We start from the raw sequence: 20,400 nt of genomic DNA, 5'->3' as shown, positions 1-20,400 counted from the left end.
GCATTTGTCATCTTTCTGAGTCTTATAATCTCAGGCTTCTTTAATGTGGCACAAGCCCAAGAGTCCATACCTGCCGAGAGTGCTGGTGGCGCCGAAGCTGCTGCTTCAGCAGCGGCAATACCTGTTGCCGCGCCGGTGGCGGCGGCAGGAGCGATGAACCTTGACCTAACATCAACGCAAGCTCAATTCACACCTGCTGCTATGGGTGTGACGCAAGCAGTGAGTATTATGGCCGGGGACGCCAGTCGTATGGTGCAGGCTACGGATTTAGTCACAGCTGCTGAGCTTGTCGCTGTGTCTCAGATGGTGACAAGCGGCACGCAAAACCTACAATTAAGTGCGTTGGGGGCAGCAACAGGCGGTGGCTTTTCGCTCACGCAAAATATGGCCTCGATGCTCAATAATTTAGTCGTGCCGGCAAATGTGCAAATGATGCATGACTTCGGCAATATTAGTTCTCTCAATCTTGCCGGCTCGTTAACCAATGCAGGAACTCTAAGTGCATTCACAAGCAACCCGCAAGTAGCAACAGGTGTTATTAATGCGTTGAATGTCTACAATCAGACCGGCGCCACTATTACCAGCATCATGTCCGGTATGCCTGGTTTGAATCTTTCAATAAATGCCATTAACAACATAGTAAATAATGGCGTCATTTCAAGTTCGGCTGCTCTGTCCATGTCAGCTGGCGGATCAATTGTCAATGCGACAACAATAAGTTCGCTGCCGGCTATGATGCAGGCGGCGACGAGCGTTAATTTGAATGCAGCCAATATTGTAAATAGCGGAATAATTTCCGCATTGACAGGCAATATCAATATTGCTTCACAGATGGCATCTAATTTGGCCGTCAATAATGCCAGCGGAGTTCTATCAGCGCTGAACGGTAGCATCAATATCGGCAATATATTGAATACAGCAAAAGTAAGTACAGCGCTTACCGGTGGTGACGTTTTTGCCAAAGAACTGAATTTGTATTCCGGCGATGGTGCAGCCAGTGTAAATGTAAAACAGCTGACCGCCCTAACCAGTATTTATGGAGGCTCGGCTTATGTAGTTGCAGCAACGGACAATTTACGCATTGGTCATATGGTAGTGACAGGTGATCCGCTGCTTGTAAATACGGCCGGTGATGCAACTATCAGCGTTGCTTATAACACGGCGCCGGGACAGCCTCTGACAATTGTTGCTCAAAAGAACATAGTTACAGCAGCCGGTGCCGGAGCTATTACCACAGGCAACGCAACAAACCCTGGCGGTGACTTGCTTATGGTGGCAGGAGCTAATGTCAGCCTGAACGGCAGCAATTACGAAATTACAGGGCCGTCAACTTTCGGTGGCAAAATTGATTTGGTGACAGGAACGCCTATAACCTCGCTATCCACAGCTACCACCCTTGCCGGTGCCAACGGCGGCAAAATCACCCTGGTTGCTTATGAGGGTTCGCTTGCTGGCAGCGGTACGATAAGCACGCCTGTTGGAGTGACTATATCTTCAGCAGGAAGTGGCGCCGGCACCAATGGCGACATTTTGATGGTTGCAGGAGCAACAAGTGGTGTTGGGATTAATATTGGTGTAATAAGTAATGCCGCTGGTGCTGCCAACACCGGCAACGTGAAACTTTATTCTTCCACGCCGACTATTTCAACAAGCGCGGCATCTTGCTCGCCATGTATCAAATTTGATTCGACAACAGGATTAGTGCAAGCTGATTCCGGTGCCTTTGATGCCACGCGTTCGGGATCGGATGTAGTCACTCAAGCAGGTGAAATTTCAACTCGGAACATAACTGCTCGTGCCTCGACGGTTGAGATTTTCACGGGCAGCACCGCTAGAATCGGCAGCGCAGGAGTAGTTATTAGCAATAACGGCCCTGCCGCGGGTAACAATGCCGGCACTGTCAGTATTATTACTAACAGTTCGACTGCTTTCAACATAGGATCAGCGGCCGTGAATGGTGTTGCCGGATCCATAACCGCCACAGCCACAGGTGCCGGTAGCGGCGGCACTGTATCGATAACCAATTATGGTACTGGTGGTATTGCCATCGCCAATAGTGTAAGTTCCAACGGCACCGGCAGTACCGGCAGTATAACTCTGACAGCTACAGGCAGCGCGACAATTACGCGCTCAGCCGGTACATTGACGTCAGGGGCGGTCAACCTGATCTCAGGCTCGGGAGATATCGGTGCCTCCGGCGCTGCAGTTTTAACCAGTGCGGCAAACTTGACCTTAAACACGACAGGCAGTGCCTACGTCAGCGAAGCCAGTGCTGTCAGTCTTGACGCCTCAACTGTGGGTGGGACTCTATCGCTTGTGACGACAGGGGCAGGAACAATAACGTTAGCTGGTCCTGTTTCGGCAAATACGCTAACAGTGTCGGCAGTGAGTGGTAGCAATATTTCGATAACAGGGTCAGTGACGGCAAATGGTGGCGTGGCATTGACCACAGCTGGTGCAGGCACCAAAACAGGCGCTGGGCTAATAAGTTCAACAGGTTTGCTTACGATAAATTCAGGAACCGGGGTGTCAACGTTAACAACAGCGGTTGGGCAATTGACAGGGACGACAGCCAATGGGGCAATAACGCTAACACAGACAGGAAGTATTCAGATAAATGCAGTCAACACAGGAACCGGTGCGTTATCGGTAACGGCGAGTAGCGGCAGCAATATTACCGTAGCAGCGAATATAACAAGCAATGGAGGGATAACGTTATCGACAAGCGGTGCCGGTGGAATAAGCCGCACAGGTAATTTCTCCTTGAATTCGACAGGGACGGTTAATTTAACAGCCGGCACAGGTGAAGTGGGATCGTTGGCAACACCGATGCAGACAGCGGCAGGGACGCTGGTTTTAAACAGTGGTGGCAGCGCATATGTTGGTGAAGCTGACGGTGTCACATTAGCAGCTTCAACTGTGACAGGCACCTTACAGCTTACGACGGCAACAGGCAGCAATGGCGGCATTATTTACAATGCGAATTCATCGGCTGGCACGATGAATTTAACTGCAGACGGCACAGGGACAATAACTCGCAGTGGTGCAGCCGTTAGACTAACGGCAACGACGGTAAATTTAACATCAGGGACAGGAGATATTGGAGCAGCCGCCACGCGTATACAGATAACGGCGGGGACAGTGACGGCAAATACGGGTGGCAGCGCGTTTTTAAATGAGACGGATGCGATAACAGTCGGAACATCGACGGTGACAGGGACGTTGTCGTTGACGACAGTGGGAGCAGGCACCGTAACAATAGGCGGTGTGTTGACGACAGGTACGCTATCGCTTTCCACAACCACAAACAGCGCCATATCAATTGAAGCTAATGCCAGCGCAACAGGTACATTGACTTTGACGGCAGCCGGCTCAGGGACAGTTAGCCGGACAGGTAATTTTACACTGACGGGATCAACTGTGAGCTTGGCATCCACATCTGGGGCAATTGGTTCTTCGGGTACGCCAATTCAGACAACAGCAGGGACGGTTACGGCCGGTTCCACAGGTGGGGCATTTATCAACGAAACAGATAGCGTGATTTTGGGAGCATCAACGATAACGGGAACATTGCAGTTGGTGACGGCCGCTGGAAGCAACGGCTCAATCACAATAGGTGCAAGTTCATCAGCTACTACTATGAACCTTACCGCGGATGGCACAGGTGTTATTGACAGATCGGGAGCATTCACCCTGACGGCAACGACCGTGAATTTGGTATCGGGATCCGGAGACTTTGGTACTTCCGGTACACCAATGTTAACGTCAGTTACAAACTTGACGTTGAACACAAGCGGCAATGCTTATGCCAGTGAGGCAAATGCATTTTCTCTGGGAGCATCGACCGTTGGTGGGGATTTATCATTGGTAAATACAGCGGCCGGCACAATTACATTGGCAGGACCAGTTGTGGCAAATACGTTGACTGTAGCACCGGTCAGCGGTAGCAGTATATCAGTTACAGGTTCGGTGACTGCTAATGGTGGCATTACGTTAACGACGGCGGCAGGAGGGACAAAAACAGGCGCTGGGCTAATAAGTTCAACTGGGTTGTTGACGATTAACTCCGGCACAGGGGCATCTACCTTAACAACGGCAGTGGCGCAATTGACAGGGACAACTGCCAACGGCGGTATAACGCTAACGCAGACAGGAAGTATTCAACTGAATGCCGTTAACACTGGAACTGGGGCATTGTCGGTGACAACCGTTAGTGGCAGTAATATAACGGTAGCAGACAGTGTGACAGCTAATGGTGGCATAACGCTATCGACAAGTGGTACCGGCGGCATAAGCCGGTCCGGGGCATTCACGCTGACTTCCACAGGAACTGTCACCTTAACAGCCGGCACAGGTGAAGTTGGATCACTGGCAACGCCTATGCTGACCGCAGCTGCTACGGTAGCCATGAACAGTGGCGGCAGCGCCTATGTGACGGAAGCGGATAGCGTTATTTTAGGAGCGTCGACAGTTACAGGCACCTTGCAATTGGTGACTGCCACAGGCAGTAACGGCGGCATAAACTACGCTGTGGCATCCAGTGCCGGCATAATGAATTTAACTGCCGATGGATCCGGCACAATTACTCGTACCAACAATGTGCGCTTAACGGCAACAACGGTTAATTTAGCTTCCGGCTCAGGTGATATTGGACTGGTTGGTACAAGAATACAGATAACCGCTGGGACGGTAACAGCCAACACGGGCGGCAGCGCTTTTTTAAATGAGGCTGATGCGATAACAGTTGGAACATCCAATGTGACAGGGACGTTGAATTTAACAACCAACGCAGCGGGCACTGTGACGATAGGCGGAGTTTTGACGACAGGGACGTTATCGCTATCCACAACCACCAACAGCGCCATTTCAATTGAAGCCAATGCCAGTGCTACTGGAACTCTGACTTTGACGGCAGCAGGTAGTGGGACTGTAAGCCGGACTGGTAATTTTACATTGACCGGATCAACAGTAAGTTTGGTGTCCACATCAGGAGCTATTGGTTCATCAGGCACGCCAATTCAGACAACGGCAGGGACAATTACTGCCAGTTCAACCGGTGGAGCATTTATCAACGAAACAGATAGCGTAATTTTAGGAGCGTCGACTATAACAGGGACGTTGCAGTTGGTGACAGCTACTGGAAGCAATGGCTCTATTACAGTAGGAGGCAATGCATCGGCAACGACGATGAATTTAACAGCGGATGGTAGTGGAGTAATTGACAGATCAGGAGCATTTACACTAACGGCAACGACGGTGAATTTAGTGTCGGCGTCTGGAGATTTTGGCTCATCTGGGACACCGATGCTCACTTCAGTTACGACATTGACGATGAATACGACAGGAAGCGCCTATGCCAGTGAGGCAAGCGCGATAACTTTAGGATCGTCGACAGTGGGCGGGGCTTTGTCGCTTGTCACGACAGGAGCAGGGACAATAACGTTAGGGGGACCAATATCAGCAAATACGTTAACGGTGTCGGCAGTGAGCGGCAGTAATATTTCGGTAACCGGGTCAGTGACAGCCAATGGTGGTATCACACTGACGACGGCAGGGGCTGGCACAATTAGTGGCGCTGGATCACTTAATTGCACTGGTTTGCTTACGATAAATGCTGGGACTGGTGCTTCGACCATTAATACAGCCGTTGGGCAGTTGACGGCAACAACAGGAAATGGGGCGGTTACCTTAACACAGACAGGAAGTATTCAAATAAATGCAGTCAACACAGGAACTGGGGCATTGTCAGTGACAACCAATAGTGGCAGCAATATCACGGTAGCGGCTAACCTCACCGGAAATGGAGGGATAACGTTATCGACAAGTGGAGTCGGAGGAATTAGTCGGTCTGGTAATTTTGCTTTGAATTCGACAGGTACTATTACGTTAACAGCCGGCACCGGGGAAGTTGGTTCGTTAGCAACACCGATGCAGACAGCGGCGGGGACATTAGTTTTGAACAGCGGTGGTAGCGCCTACGTAAACGAAGCTGATGGTGTTACATTAGGAGCTTCGACTGTAACAGGGACATTGCAGCTGGCGACGGCAGCTGGTAGTAATGGCGGCATTATTTACAATGCCAACTCATCGGCCGGCACGATGAATTTAACGGCCGATGGCACAGGGACAATAACGAGAAGTGGAGCAGCAGTAAGGCTGACGGCAGCGACGGTAAATCTAACATCTGGGACAGGAGATATTGGCTCAGGGGCAACGCGGATTCAGATAACAGCCGGGACAGTGACGGCAAATACCGGCGGCAGCGCGTTTCTAAATGAATCTAATGCTATAACAGTCGGCACATCAAATGTGACAGGCACGCTGTCGTTGACGACTGCGGCAGCAGGCACCGTCACCATAGGCGGGATTCTGACAACAGGGACGCTGTCGTTGTCCACAACGACCAACAGTGCCATATCGATTGAGGCGAATGCCGGCGCGACAGGGACGTTGACGTTGACTGCGGCAGGCACAGGGACGATAAGTCGGACAGGTAATTTCACACTTACCGGTTCAACCGTAAGTTTAGTATCCACATCGGGAGCAATTGGTTCTTCAGGAACACCAATTCAGACAGCAGCCGGAACGCTGACTGTAAGTTCTACTGGTGGAGCATTTGTCAACGAAGCAAACAGTGTGATATTGGGAGCGTCAACGATAACAGGGACACTGCAGCTGGTCACGGCAAGCAATGGTTCAATCACAGTTGGTGCAAATTCATCCGCGACCACTATGAACCTTACTGCAAACGGCGCAGGTGTTATTGATCGTTCTGGAGCCTTCACACTGACGGCGACCACTGTGAATTTGGTATCAGGTTCTGGTGACATTGGTTCCAGTGTGACTCCATTGCAGACTTCGGCCAGTATCGTAACGATGAATACAACCGGTAGTGCCTTTGTGAATGAACCCAATGGAATTACCTTGGGTTCGTCATTAGTTGGTGGGACGCTTCAATTGCAGACAACTGCTGCTAATGGAGCGATTACTATCGGGGCGAATGCATCAGCTACAACAATTACCTTATCGGCAAATGGTTCCGGCACTATAACAAGATCAGGAGCGTCGACGCTTACGGCAACAACTGTTAATCTAACTTCCGGTTCAGGTGACATTGGCACAGGTGCCAGCCCTATTCTTGTAACGGCTACCAATCTAAGCGTGAGCTCGGCTGGTGCAGCAGGTGATGTCACTGTGCAAGCAAGTGGTGCTATAAATGTTACCGGGGCCGTCGCCGGTAATACTCTAACAATTACTGCTCAGAATGACCTGACTCTAAGTTCGGCGGCGGCGGCAACTCTTTTAACTCTGACCAGCACGGCTGGAAATTTAGCTGCAACAGTAAATATTGATCTTTCCTCGGGTGCTGCCAATGGTGGTGATATTGTCTTAAGCGCTCTTGCCGGCTCAATAACCACTCTTGATATTACCAGCAATGGTAGCGGCGCCGGTAACGCCGGAGGTTCAGTGTCTATGAATGCTCTAACCAGTATTACAACCGGATCAATTGTCTCAAACGGTTCTGGTGGTGCTGTCGGTGGCAACGTGGACCTGACTGCCGGTAATGTTGTTCAAACTGATGAGGTTAGTGCCACTAGCACCAATGTTGGAAACGGTGCCTCAATAACTATTACCACTAATTTTGGTCGCTTTCTGGGGCTCAACGGTAATGGTAGCAGTATTGATGCTTCAAACACGATCGGCAGTGGTGGCACGGTTACTGTTAAAACATGCTGCAGCGATGTTTTCGTAATTGGCACGGCAGTGGGCACCAATGTGTCTTTAGGCGGCATCCTTGCCAATGGAGCAGTAAACGGCGGCAGAATAAATTTGCAAAATGGTGGCGGACAGCAAGTAAATGCCGGGCAGACAGTTGCCGCTAACGGCGGCACCGGTACCGGTGGCATGATCTTGCTGGAGACTTGCACTCCCGGTACAGGATCACTTGCTGTTGTTAACAACGGTTTCATCAGTGCCACCAACGCGGCTGACAATTCCGGCATAGTGGGCATCAATTCAGGAGCTGGTCAAAATCTCAATTTAAGTGGAACAGGTAATATTTTGGGTGGTGAGGTAGTGCGTCTGGGTAATTTAGATCAAACGACACTGGCATTGTCACCGGTAAATGCAGGATTCATTACGTATAGTCAGACATCAATCCTCAACTCTCTGGAACAAAACCCTGCTACACCAATTCCGCCGCCAACACCTTCGACCCCGACGGATGCCGCTTCCGGTCAAAGTGGTTTTGATTTTTCGATACCGGAAAGTGCCGCTTCTTTGAGCACGGCAAATGTTCCTGGAACTAAATTGGCTACAGATATTACGCTGCTGGATAGCGGAGTAATTGCCGGCGTTAGTTCTTTCAATGCCGATTTTGACGGCGCATATGTTAGCCAGTTGACCAGTCAAGGGATTCAAAGTGGTAAGTCCACCGAGGGCAACCACTTTGACCTGAACAAAGGGAATATTCTCTTTTCGCCTAACCATGACATAACTGTTGGAACGCATGAAGGTACTGTCCACATAGCTGCTAATTCTTTGGTATTTGTCATGGAAACAGGCAATGATGTAGCAGTTTACAACCTTCATGACGATAAGAAGGGTGGCGTTACCGTTCACTTTGGTGAAAAATTCATTACGCTTACTCCAGGCAAGCAAACGGTTTTGACTAGAAAAAATACTCGTGAACTGGATTCGGTTAACCCAGGATTCGGAGTGGGTTATCGCAATCCAGTTTGGCAAGAGGTAAGCGATGGGGTGACGGCTTGTGTGACCGAATTTTCAATTCCGTCGGCCGTTGTGAAGATTCAACCTCTTAGACAGCTATTACTCTCCACTGATCGAAAAGCAAGGAAAATAGCTGATTCAATGCTTCACGATGCGGTTATTCTTTTCCAAGTAACTTCAAGTTCAGGTGTTTACAAGGCGCAGAAGTCGCCCTTTTAACCATTTATATATGCACTGCCTATGTGGCAAAACATTCAGATTTTTTAGCCTGGCGAAATCGGCCATATATAAATCAATTGAATTCAGTTAATGACTTAAAATAATTAGGATCGTCTCGGGCAGACCTGTCTGGATGATTTCGCTGTGAGCTTTTCACGGCATTCCCACCCAGGAAGAGCATGAGTACTACCGGGTGCTTGAAATTTGCTTGGCTTTGGGCACTGGCTATCTGGTGTCTCTTTGTGCTGCCTGCTGGTGCTCAAGCAGCCGGGACGCAAACTAACGAAAGCGGATTTTCTCAAGGTGCCACTCTAATTGCTCAGGGCAACATCAATCCTGTGCGCACATTTTTACCAACGGATATTACGCCTGTAGCCGATGATCAAGGACGCGCCCTTATTAATCCGGATTTGCAATTCCGCTTGTTTCAAAAACTGCCCAGGCGCATGTGGTTCACATCCAGCACTGAAGTAAGTCAACGACTGGAAACCAACGTCTTTTTTACCAAACAGCCATATGCTGCTGATTACGTGTTTCGGGTAATGCCGAATACATCCCTCGGCTACAACATTTTTAAATACACTAGTGTCTATTGCAACCACTTCGTAATCAAAGATGTTTTTACCGAACATTACATACTTACTCAGCCGACAACACAGTCCTTGTCTCTGGGATTTCGGCAGGATATTCCGCTTGGATCACGCACTAATATTCAAGCTGACTTTCAAGCGCGAGAATTGTGGCAAGCAAAACATTTGCGTCAGGGCGATTTGTTGCCGTCAATTACTATTACTCGTGTTGTGTCGCCAAAACTTGTTTTGTTCGGCAGTACTCTTTTGCAAAGACGCAGCAAGGGGTTTTTCAGCGGTGCTACCAGGGAACTTGATCCCTTCTATACCTTGGGATTTCTATATAGGCGTGGACAGTGGTCTTTTGTGGCAACCGATACATTGGTCAACAACTTTCGCACTCGTGGTGCTATTCCGCCTATCAGCAACTCTCTGAATATATTGACCATGGAATTGTCCAGACCGGTAAGTAAAAAAATGCCCGCATTGCAGGCATTCATCAGAGCCGAGCCTATCTGGAACTGGGGGGCCAATGGCACGCCTGGTTTGAGTGGTTTTGACTTTCGTCTCTTTGGCGGTATCAGACTGTCGCTGAATAAGCCGGCCTATGTGGCTTCTGTCAGCAAGTTGAGAGAGCAATTGAAGGAAATGGTCGAATCCGAAGAGGAACCTTCTAACCAGGGGCAACCAAAGTCACATTAAAGGTTCTTCTTTGACTACGTGGTTTTCCCACTGAGGTGATTGAATAGTTCGACCTTGTTGAATAGTATTTAACTGGTAGTGATTGTTGGGGGTTGCGCGGGTACTTCGGTATCGGCGCAACTTTCTTAAAAGACCCCTCCGGTAAAAACAAGCGAAGCGGCGCAAGAGCGGCGAGGAGCCGGTCGCAGCTGAGCGAAAATGGACGAGCCGGACGGCAAGCGAAGGTGAAGCGAAGAGCGCAACCGGAGCGTCACTAAAGAGCCTTCATCAGTGGGCAATACTCAGGTTAACGCCTGGGTATTGTCGCTTTAATATCTGCTGTAGGGGCGCATTGCATGTGCCCTTAACATTTGCTAGCATTGCTTTCTCCATGCAACGGTTGGCTATGAAATACGACTCCCTGCTTATAGTGTCTTTTGGTGGTCCGGAGAAAATGGCGGATGTGATGCCATTTTTGGAAAATGTCTTGCGCGGCAAAAATGTGCCGCGAGAGCGCATGCTGCAGGTGGCTAAACAGTATGAGGTGTTCGACGGCATAAGCCCAATAAATGAGAATAATAAAAAGCTTCTGAAGGCGGTAGATGACGAACTCAAAAGCCAGGGCATTGACTTGCCAATCTATTTAGGCAACAGAAATTGGCATCCTATGCTTGCCGACACGCTTGCCCAAATGAAAGCAGACGGTAGAAAAAATGCTCTGGCATTTGTCACTTCGGCTTATTCGTCCTATTCGGGCTGCCGGCAATATCTGGAAAACATTGAAGCTGCTCAACTTGCTGTAGGTGATTCCTGTCCGACTGTGGAAAAACTGCGAGTGTTTTTCAATCATCCGGGCTTTATTGAAGCCAATACCGAAAATCTTCGCGCGGCATTGGAAAAAATTCCTGTGGAAAAACGACTGGAGTCACATGTCGTTTTTACCGCGCACAGTCTGCCTCTATCAATGGCTGACACCTGCCATTACAAACAACAGCTAGAAGAGACTTGCCGTTTGACTGCAGAAGCCGCTGGACATGCAAGTTACAGACTGGCTTTTCAAAGCCGTAGCGGGCCACCTACGCAACCATGGCTTGGACCGGATATTTTGGATGCTTTGAAAGACTTGAAGGAATCAGGTGCTGACGACGTTATTGTTATGCCCATAGGATTCCTTTGCGATCATATGGAAGTCTTGTTTGACTTGGATACGCAAGCAAAAAATCTTGCCGATGAACTTGGTATGAATATGGTGCGTGCCGCTACTGTTGGGACAAGCAAGAAATTTGTGCAAATGATCGTTCAACTAATACTAGAGCGCTTAAATGGAGAGACTTCATTGTGCGTGGGCTCAATGCCTGCAGCCTCCAATACTTGCGAATCAACCTGTTGTCCAAACCCGCATAAACACTAAATTCCACGAAAATTGCACATTTAAGAACTAACCTGAGGCGCCTGAAAGTCCCACGTAGTCTTATTTTGAGAACTTCCACGAAACGTGCACACCTTTTCAGTAAGGTGGAGTCAAGCGAGGGAGGCGCTCAAACATGATAAGCAATTCCGACAACGATCATGTTAGAGAAAGCGATAAGCCGGTAGTTTTAGTAATTGATGTTCTGGGACAACAAGGCTGTGTTATCGCACAAAATCTGACAGCAAGAGGAGTTCGTGTGGTTTTGGCCGGCAATCATGGTAGCCAATTGGCTCTCATTGCCGACAGCTTAGGTGTGCATTTTTGTGTAATTGATGCCACCGACGGCGGTGACATCATCGCATGTATGCAAATGGTTCTGGCAAAGTTCGGCAGGGTAGATGGCATAGCACATTGTTCTAAAGGCATTTTGCTTGAAGCACTACGCGAAACAACCAAAGTCGCGTTTTAAGCAAGGAGGAACGATGTCTTTCACATTTCGCTGTAAATGGTTTGCATTTACTATTTTGAAAACTGGAAATGTCTATTGGCTTATGGGCTACAGAAGATCTGATCTGCTGCCTCAGGAAATTGAGCAAGACAAATAATACGCAACCGCGCACGATCTAAAGGCAGCTTAAACAGTTGCCTTTACGTTTTACCATGTTACATGTGACCGTTAAACAGACTCGATTGGTAGCTTTGGAAATTTCCGGCAGCATTTTCTGATGCCTTTACCTGATTTGAACGGTGAGCCAAATTTGTAGGCGAAATGGTAATTTCCGCCACCAAACTGACGGCAACAGCAAAAATAGCCATACGACGAACAATATTGTCCGGGAAGATAATCACGGCAAAACCTCAATTCATCAATGCTCGCAGCCATAGAGCAGACTGTCAAGGATAAACCAGGCAAAAGGTTAAGAAGTTAATCGGAATTTTATTCCAGTGGGACGAAAGCCCTATTTCTGGGCAAGACTTACTGGGGACACGGACATCCTTCGTGCAGGGTTAACGATTATGGCAAGTGTAATTGAGGACAAGGCAGATGTTCTGCCGAATTTTGATATCGCCCAATGGTTGAGACATGAAGCCGGCAGCAGTCGCTACAGTTTAAACATTCCCAAAATTGATGTAAGCAACAAAGTTGCAGATGACAGACGAGAGTGGCTTATCTCCAATGGTCTTGGGTCATATGCTTCGGCCAATATCTGGGGAGCCAACACTCGCCGTTATCACGGACTCTTTGTGCCCGCACTCGATCCACCTGTAAGTCGAACGCTGATGCTTTCGCGAATTGACGAAGTCGTTGTACCGACGGATTCTCAGGAAGAGGGTGGACAACTGGCGACAAATTTCTGGTCATCAGGATCTGTAGCTCCTGAAGGCTACAAGAAAGTTGTTGGGTTTAGCCCTTATCCTGTTCCTACCTGGGTTTATTCTATAGCTCATGGTTTTCTCATTAAACAAGTAGCGATGTTGCCTGGAAAGCAGGCTGTATATGTTGGCTATTCGTGGATTGGCTACAAACCAATTGAGTTGTCCCTCCATTTGCTTATTAATGACCGTGATTTTCATGGCGAAACGCATGGTGATACAGGACGCCTGTTCGAGCAGTCATTGTGGACTAATAATTCCCAGACAAGATGCAGTATGAAAGCCAACTCAGAGGCTCCTGAACTTGTAGTTTCCTTCAACCACGGCGAATATCGTGAGCATCAAGAATGGTATTGGAATTACTTTTGGCCCCGAGAGAAAGAAAGAGGACTGCCTGACTCAGAAGACAATTTGCATGCAGGAGAAATAAAAGTAAATCTGTCCAACGGTGAGTCTATTACCATTTGCGCAAGTTTGGCGGCTGACGCGCCTCACCACGTCGACGACATTGATCAAATAGTTGAGCAAATTGCCGGCTATCACAAAGAACTGATGCACAATGCCTCCAAGGTGAATCCCCACTTAAATGAAATTCGGCAAGAATTAGCTATTCTTGAATCAGCAGCTAATGGTTCGTCCGGGTTTGAGGATTTGAAACAGCTAATTCTTGCTGCTGACAGTTTTGTGGTTCAAAGAGCATCCACTGATTCTCCATCGATAATTGCCGGTTATCACTGGTTTAACGACTGGGGACGTGATTCGATGATCAGTCTGCCGGGACTGGCTTTAGCTACCGGTCGACTGGATACTGCAAAAGGCATCCTTAGAACGTTTGGCAAGTATTTAAGTGAAGGGATGCTACCCAATAACTTTCCAGATTCGGGCATGACTCCGCAATACAACACTGCCGATGCGACATTTTGGTGGGCTTGGGCTCTTTATCGTTACTACTTAATGACTGATGACAGTCAATTCGTCAAAGAACAATTACCGCTTTTAGACAGTGTCGTAGACTGGCATATAGCAGGGACTCGCTATTGCTTGCATGTCGATCATGCCGACAGCTTGGTGACAGGTGGTGTGCCGGGTTATGCACTTACGTGGATGGATGCGCGTTGCGGCGATTATGCAGTCACTCCTCGCATTGGAAAACCGGTTGAGATAAATGCGCTCTGGTACAACTTCTTGCGCATACTTGATTGCTTACATGCTTTGAGTGGTGATGCTAATCAGAGACGGACAATGTATCTGGATATTGCCGATTGTGTGCAAAAAGGCTTTGAGTCCTTTTGGAATGAAGATTTGGGTTGTTTGTATGACGTCATCAACAATGATGGCAGCAAGGATGCCAGCATTAGACCAAATCAGCTGTTTGCCATAAGCTTGCCGTTTGAACTCGTAAGCGGGCAAAGGGCAAAGTCGGTTTTGGATTGCGTTGAGCGTGAGCTTCTCACACCTATGGGTTTGCGGACACTTTCACCCAATGCGCCTGCCTATCACCTGCGATACGGAGATGGTAAGGACTCAGCCAATCAATACGATAGGGATATGACCTATCATCAGGGCACTGTCTGGCCGTTTTTATTTGGTGCTTGGGTTGATGCGCGTGTGAAAGTGTACGGCAAGACAGATGAGAACTGGAAATGTATCAAAGAGCACCTTTTGCCTATTCGTAGGCATATACTCTCAAACGGCTGTGTGGGCTTTGTTTCGGAAATATTTGATGCTGATGAAAATGGCGTAGGTCAGTTGCCTCGTGGTTGTGTTGCCCAGGCATGGTCCGTAGCTGAACTAATTAGAGTGTTTACCGAATATCCGGAACTGCTGTAGGCATCGAGTATATATTTTGTACGAAACTTCATAAACAGTTTAGTTGAGATGTGAGTTTTGGCACAAAGTCTTAGTAGGCTTCCGCCTTAGCGTCTATGTTTTGAGGAGAATAGCTATGCCACGTGATTTGCCGGTTGGAAATGGACGCGTGCTAATCAATTTCGACAAGGAATATCATCTGCGCGATATTTACTATCCTCACGTTGGACAAGAAAACCAAACAAGAGGGCATGTAAATCACTTTGGCATCTGGGCTGACGGTGAATTTTCCTGGGTCGGCTCCGATTGGAATATTGAACGGCATTACATGAAAGAAACGCTTGTCACGGAAGTCGTTTTGCGTAATGACAGACTGGGATTGCAAGTAACCTGCCATGATTTGGTTGACTATACAGATGATGTCTATGTTCGCCAGATAAAAATCAAAGACTTGCGCGGGCAAAATAGACAAGTACGCCTGTTTTTTCATCATGATTTCCATATTTCGGAAAATGAGGTGGGCGACACAGCTTACTACCATCCACCAACCGAATCGGTTGTCCACTACAAGAAATATCGCTGGTTTTTAATTAGTGGCTCGACTCCAAATAAGCACGGTATTGATGGCTGGTGCTGCGGCAACAAGGAAGTAAATGGTTGCGAAGGCACCTGGCGAGATGCAGAAGATGGTGAACTGTCCGGAAATCCTATATCTCAAGGCTCTGTCGATTCCACAGTGCGCATATCATTAAGCGTTCCCTCGCGCGGAGAAGAAGTTGCCCACTATTGGATGTGTTTTGGTAAGTCATTTGAAGAAGTACAAAAGTTAAATGTGATAGTGAAGGAAAATGGCGCGCATTCTTATGTCCCGCGCAACCAGAACTACTGGCGTCTCTGGGTCAATCCGGAACCCATTGATTTTCAAGGGTTGCCAACTAAAATTGTCGACCTGTACAAGCGCAGTTTGCTCGTTATTCGCACGCAAATTGATGATGATGGGGCAATTATTGCCGCAAATGACTGGGACATAGCGCAGTTTGCCCGAGACACTTATTCTTATATGTGGCCACGCGACGGCGCACTTGTTGCTTATGCCTTAAGCAGAGCCGGTTTTCGTGATTTGGTAGAACGATTTTTCAATTTCTGTCATCAGGTAATTAAACCGGAAGGTTACTTGTTGCATAAATACAATCCGGATAAATCTCTGGCTTCCAGTTGGCACCCCTGGACTCGCGACGGCAGATATGATCTGCCTATTCAGGAAGACGAAACGGCTCTTGTAATTTGGTCTATGTGGCAGTCATTCCGCAAGTTTCGCAATGTGGAATTTATGCGCTCTTTATTTGGCACGTTGCTTAAAAGCGCAGCTGATTTCTTGGTGTCATTCCGCGATGAAAAGACAAAACTTCCTCTGCCTTCTCACGATCTCTGGGAAGAACGCTATGGCGTGCATCTGTTTACTGTTTGTAGTGTGATTGCCGGACTGCAGGCAGCTGCCAATTTTGCTCATGCACTGGGTGAAATGGATGACTATCATCACTACAATCAGGTGGCTGAAGAAGTGCAGACGGCGATGGTTAAGCACATGTGGTCTGAAGAAAATGGGCGTTTCTGCCGCATGGCCACACGCACCGCTGATGGTTATGACCTCGATATGACCATTGACGCTGCCATGTATGCCATCTTTGCTTTTTCCGGATTGTCTGTCTTCGACACCAAAGTAAAAGACACAATGAAAGCAGTTCGCGAGCGCCTCTGGATAAAAACAGATGTTGGTGGCGTTGCTCGTTATGAAAATGACTACTATCACCAGGTGTCGCAAGACGTTGGTAATGTGCCTGGCAATCCCTGGTTTATCTGCACAATTTGGCTGGCTAACTATGGCATAGCTAGTGCTAAAGAGCCGGAGGATTTGAAAGAACCAGTGCAATTACTTGAATGGGTAGCTGACCATGCTTTGCCTTCAGGAGTTTTGGCTGAGCAGGTCAATCCGTATACAAACGAACCTTTGTCTGTTTCGCCTCTGACATGGAGCCATGCGGCATTTATTACTGCCGTGCATGAGTATCTAGACAAGCGCAAGACGCTGGTATCAGAAGCTGTCTTCGGGCATACAATTATGCCCGTCTAGGTTGCCCATCCCAAAAGTACGGACGACGACTATTCTTTTGTCGAATTTTTCGACTTGTCTTTGTGGAATAGCTCTTTTACGCCGTGTCCGATGCTACCAAAAAATCCACGTTTCTTAGGTTGATCGTTAGATACTTCCGGTTTGTCCTCAATAACAACAGTAGGTGCTGGAGTCGTCATTGGTCTTGTTACGTCAAAAGTTGGGAAAGGACTAACCTTAACTGGCTTGGATTTGGCAATAGGCTTTGGATGGAGAATCTTTTGCTTGTGCACTTGAGTTATGTGAGTGCTCAATGATCTGATTTCTCTTTCCTGCGTTGCCTTCTTTATTTTTTGTTCGGGCAGAGGTTGCTCTGCGGCTGCTTTTGCCTTGTCCTCAATGGCACTTGCTTGGACGGCAATTCCTTTTCTTATGGTCAACGCGTCCGTATAGAAACCTTCAGCGCGGGCAAAGTCTCCTTCTTTTTCCGACAATTTGCCGAGCAATTGCAGGAGGTCCGCAGCTTGTGTGGTCTTATCGGCGCCTTGTTTTCTGAGTCCATCCAATTCGCGACTGAAACTGGATATGCATCTGGCGACTTGGTTGGTTTGTGTAGCTAATTGATAAAGCTTGTCGTACTTCTTCTGGTTCATGTAGATCTGTCCAAGATCATCAATGGCATCCGAGCGCTGCGGACTGTCTGCCCCAAATGAGAGAGAGACTTGTAATGCACCTTGGAAGGCTTCTTCGGCAAGTTGATAATTATGCGCGTCAAAGGCAGCCTTGCCTTTTTTCATGAAGGTCTCGTATTGCGCCGTGGGACTGTTGGTTGCTAAATAAGCTATGCCGCCGCCGGCAATAATCACACCTGCGGCAATTGCTATACCAATTAGCTTTTTATTCTTCGGCTTGGTGCTAGCGACCTGAGGGCCGGCAGCTTGTGCGGACTCAGGCACTATGGTGTTGCCGCTTACACCGGTGGGCGTGCCTGCTGTTATGTGCACGCCATGCGCTTGTGTGGCAATTACAGTTGTTGTGCCTGTTGGCTTAGAAGGAGGCATAGAGATATCCAGCGGTTGCCCGGTTTCAACAGCTTCAATTGCTTGCCTGAAATCGGTCATGTTGTCGAAACGATCATCAGGCTCTTTGGCCATGGCTTTGTTAACCACCTTTTCCAGTCCTTCAGGAATATTCAATTCCGGAGCGATTTCGGAAAACTTAGGTGGAGTTTCATGCACCTGTTTGTAGAGACATTCAGGCAAGTCTTGGGCTGAAAATGGCCTTTTGCCGCATAGGGCATGGTACATAACACAACCAAGAGAATAGATATCTGAGCGTGGGTCCAGTTTGCGCCCGCGGCACTGTTCCGGGCTCATATAGAGCGGGCTGCCGAAGACTTCTCCAGTTGCTGTTAAGCCGATATTTTGCTCAGTGCTTTCTTGAACCAATTTGGCAATGCCGAAATCTACGATTTTGACAAAGTCCTTTTGGTCGCCGACATTTATCAGCATGATGTTGCCCGGCTTTAGATCCCGGTGAATAATGCCTTTTTCGTGAGCTTGGGCAAGCCCTGATGTGGCTTGCTTGAAAATGTGCATAACGCGGCTGGCATCTAGTGCTCCTTCTTCATTAAGGATCTCTTCCAGGCTTGTGCCTTCAAGGAATTCGACAACCAGATAAGGCTTGTTGTCCTCAGTTACCCCGAAATCGTAAACGGTGAGGATATTAGGGTGGTTCAAGGCTGAAATGGCTTGAGCTTCCTGTTCAAACCGTTTGCGCATGACTTCGTTGGCGGTAAGGCTCTCGTGGAGCATCTTAATTGCCACGATGCGCTTCATTAGCAGGTGGCGAGCTTTATAAACAACGCCCATGCCGCCCGTGCCAAGCACGTCTAAGATTTCATATTTGTCGGCAAGAACCTGGGCCGTCATTTTGTATTCCTAAGCCAGCGTCCACCCCTGATATTCCCATATAAATAATAATGCCACACTGGGTGACATATAAATACTATTAGGAAAGTTTACGAGCCTGCTTATTTAGCCAAGATTTAGCCGGTCTCCACAATTTCTCCATAGATTCCATCCTCTCTCCATGCCCCCTTTGTAAGATGCAGTTGGCATGAAAGGAGTTAGTACAGACATGACAGCCAATAATATTTGTCCCAGCGAGCGACTTAGAAAACTTGCCGTAAGTGATAGTGGTTTTGTCTTTGATCCTCAAACAGGACAGAGCTTTTCCTTGAACGGTACAGGACTTATGTCGCTCAATCTTTTGAAGAAAGGAACGAGTGTTGAAGATACGGCGAATTGCCTGTCGCAGCAGTATGGCGTCACCTATGAAGTTGCGGCAACTTCTGTTGAGGCGTTCTTGTTGCAACTGGAGAGATATCTATGACAATTTTTAGCAAGAGACAGTGGCGCAATGCCAATGTTGCCGTGACAGGTATTAATGCCCGCGCAGAGAATCCCGGACCGGGCATGGCAGTGGCACGTTGTATTCGTGAATGTGCAAATTTCACAGGTGAAGTTATTGGTCTTGGCTATGATGTATTTGATGCCGGACTGTACTCAAAAGAGTTGTGTTCCGGCAGCTATCTCATCCCCTATCCGTCAGCAGGTGAAAGAGCGCTACTTGATAGGATTTTGCAAATTCATCAAGATGTCGGATTGGATGCCATTATTCCTTGTCTGGATGCCGAGATACCTAATTTCAGCCGTATCAAGCCGGCTTTAGCCAAATTAGGAATCGCCATGCTTATCCCGAGCAGAGACCAGTACAATTTGCGCGCTAAAGATCACCTGAGCGCATTTTGCCGGTCCATTGATATCAATCATCCCGAATGTAAGATTATTTCCAATATTGGGTTTTTTGATAAGTGCGAAGCAGATGGATGGAAATATCCGCTTGTCGTGAAAGGCATTTTTTATGATGCCGGTATTGCTCACAATGGACACGAAGCGAAAGCCATCTTCAATAGATTGGTCGCAGCTTGGGGCTATCCTGTGCTCGTTCAAAAAATGGTGGACGGTGACGAGTTCGATTTGGCAGGAGTCGGCGATGGCAAAGGTAACCTAATCGGAGCTGTAATGATGCGCAAACGCGCTCTTACCGATAAAGGCAAAGCCTGGGCTGGTGTAACCGTAGTTGATGACGCAATTGCTGAAATGGCTGAAAAGATCGTCAAAGCCCTAATGTGGTCAGGCCCATTTGAAGTAGAAGTTATGAAAACGGAAGATGGCAAAATTCATTTGATTGAAATTAATCCACGTTTTCCTTCGTGGATCTACTTGAGCCATGCTGCAGGCAGAAATTTGCCTTCTGTAGTTTTAAAGCTTTTGGCCGGTGAAGTAAATCTCGATTTGCCGCCTGCTAAAGCAGGTACGTTTTTTATTCGGCATGCACAAGAACTAATAGTTGATCTGGAAGATTTCGAATCAATGCTTGTTCAAGGAAGACTGGCCCAACAATTTGTAACCTCAGAAGCAGGCTAAAACAGG

General features: G+C 48.0%; 10 protein-coding genes. 8 read left to right on the top strand and 2 right to left on the bottom strand.

From position 1 onward, the window contains the following. The first annotated feature begins 45 nt into the window (after positions 1–45). The 4 genes from K2Y22_00925 (at position 46) to K2Y22_00910 (ending at position 12,079) form a co-directional block, all read left to right on the top strand. Positions 46–8,949, top strand: coding sequence for a hypothetical protein (locus K2Y22_00925; GenBank protein MBX9876997.1), 8,904 nt, complete (start codon positions 46–48; stop codon positions 8,947–8,949). 179 nt (positions 8,950–9,128) lie between these two features. Next, entirely contained in the window at positions 9,129–10,220 is a 1,092-nt protein-coding gene (locus K2Y22_00920) for a hypothetical protein (protein ID MBX9876996.1), read from the top strand. Between the two features lie 385 nt (positions 10,221–10,605). Then, entirely contained in the window at positions 10,606–11,610 is a 1,005-nt protein-coding gene (locus tag K2Y22_00915) for a ferrochelatase (protein ID MBX9876995.1), read from the top strand. 133 nt (positions 11,611–11,743) lie between these two features. Continuing rightward, positions 11,744–12,079 (top strand): SDR family oxidoreductase, encoded by a 336-nt coding sequence (locus K2Y22_00910; GenBank protein MBX9876994.1) that lies wholly within the window; start codon positions 11,744–11,746, stop codon positions 12,077–12,079. A 194-nt stretch (positions 12,080–12,273) separates the two neighbouring features. Here the strand turns inward: K2Y22_00910 and K2Y22_00905 are convergent, their stop codons facing one another. Next, positions 12,274–12,459 (bottom strand): hypothetical protein, encoded by a 186-nt coding sequence (locus tag K2Y22_00905; protein ID MBX9876993.1) that lies wholly within the window; start codon positions 12,457–12,459, stop codon positions 12,274–12,276. 168 nt (positions 12,460–12,627) lie between these two features. Between K2Y22_00905 and K2Y22_00900 the strand changes: the two genes are divergently transcribed. Then, the gene (locus tag K2Y22_00900) at positions 12,628–14,814 is read left to right on the top strand and encodes an amylo-alpha-1,6-glucosidase (protein MBX9876992.1); all 2,187 of its coding nucleotides are present in this window, start codon (positions 12,628–12,630) and stop codon (positions 14,812–14,814) included. Between the two features lie 115 nt (positions 14,815–14,929). After that, positions 14,930–16,924: a glycoside hydrolase family 15 protein gene (locus K2Y22_00895; GenBank protein ID MBX9876991.1), complete on the top strand. Its 1,995-nt coding sequence runs from the start codon at positions 14,930–14,932 to the stop codon at positions 16,922–16,924. Between the two features lie 29 nt (positions 16,925–16,953). Here the strand turns inward: K2Y22_00895 and K2Y22_00890 are convergent, their stop codons facing one another. Then, positions 16,954–18,834 (bottom strand): serine/threonine-protein kinase, encoded by a 1,881-nt coding sequence (locus K2Y22_00890; GenBank protein ID MBX9876990.1) that lies wholly within the window; start codon positions 18,832–18,834, stop codon positions 16,954–16,956. Between the two features lie 208 nt (positions 18,835–19,042). Between K2Y22_00890 and K2Y22_00885 the strand changes: the two genes are divergently transcribed. Both K2Y22_00885 and K2Y22_00880 read left to right on the top strand, forming a co-directional pair. Next, positions 19,043–19,297: a PqqD family protein gene (locus tag K2Y22_00885; GenBank protein ID MBX9876989.1), complete on the top strand. Its 255-nt coding sequence runs from the start codon at positions 19,043–19,045 to the stop codon at positions 19,295–19,297. Continuing rightward, the gene (locus K2Y22_00880) at positions 19,294–20,394 is read left to right on the top strand and encodes an ATP-grasp domain-containing protein (GenBank protein ID MBX9876988.1); all 1,101 of its coding nucleotides are present in this window, start codon (positions 19,294–19,296) and stop codon (positions 20,392–20,394) included. Before K2Y22_00885 ends, K2Y22_00880 begins: the two co-directional genes overlap by 4 nt. The last annotated feature ends 6 nt before the right edge of the window (positions 20,395–20,400 follow it).

The organism is Candidatus Obscuribacterales bacterium (assembly GCA_019744775.1).
Lineage (GTDB): Bacteria > Cyanobacteriota > Vampirovibrionia > Obscuribacterales > Obscuribacteraceae > SBAT01.
Note: the sequence above shows the minus strand (reverse complement) of the source record. Positions and strands in the feature narration are given on the sequence as shown.

Bases quoted from the DNA above. Each gene is read 5' to 3' on its own strand.
- K2Y22_00920 (MBX9876996.1), top strand. From the start codon at position 9,129: ATGAGTACTACCGGGTGCTTGAAATTTGCTTGGCTTTGGGCACTGGCT.
- K2Y22_00915 (MBX9876995.1), top strand. From the start codon at position 10,606: ATGAAATACGACTCCCTGCTTATAGTGTCTTTTGGTGGTCCGGAGAAA.
- K2Y22_00910 (MBX9876994.1), top strand. From the start codon at position 11,744: ATGATAAGCAATTCCGACAACGATCATGTTAGAGAAAGCGATAAGCCG.
- K2Y22_00900 (MBX9876992.1), top strand. From the start codon at position 12,628: ATGGCAAGTGTAATTGAGGACAAGGCAGATGTTCTGCCGAATTTTGAT.
- K2Y22_00895 (MBX9876991.1), top strand. From the start codon at position 14,930: ATGCCACGTGATTTGCCGGTTGGAAATGGACGCGTGCTAATCAATTTC.
- K2Y22_00890 (MBX9876990.1), bottom strand. From the start codon at position 18,834: ATGACGGCCCAGGTTCTTGCCGACAAATATGAAATCTTAGACGTGCTT.
- K2Y22_00885 (MBX9876989.1), top strand. From the start codon at position 19,043: ATGACAGCCAATAATATTTGTCCCAGCGAGCGACTTAGAAAACTTGCC.
- K2Y22_00880 (MBX9876988.1), top strand. From the start codon at position 19,294: ATGACAATTTTTAGCAAGAGACAGTGGCGCAATGCCAATGTTGCCGTG.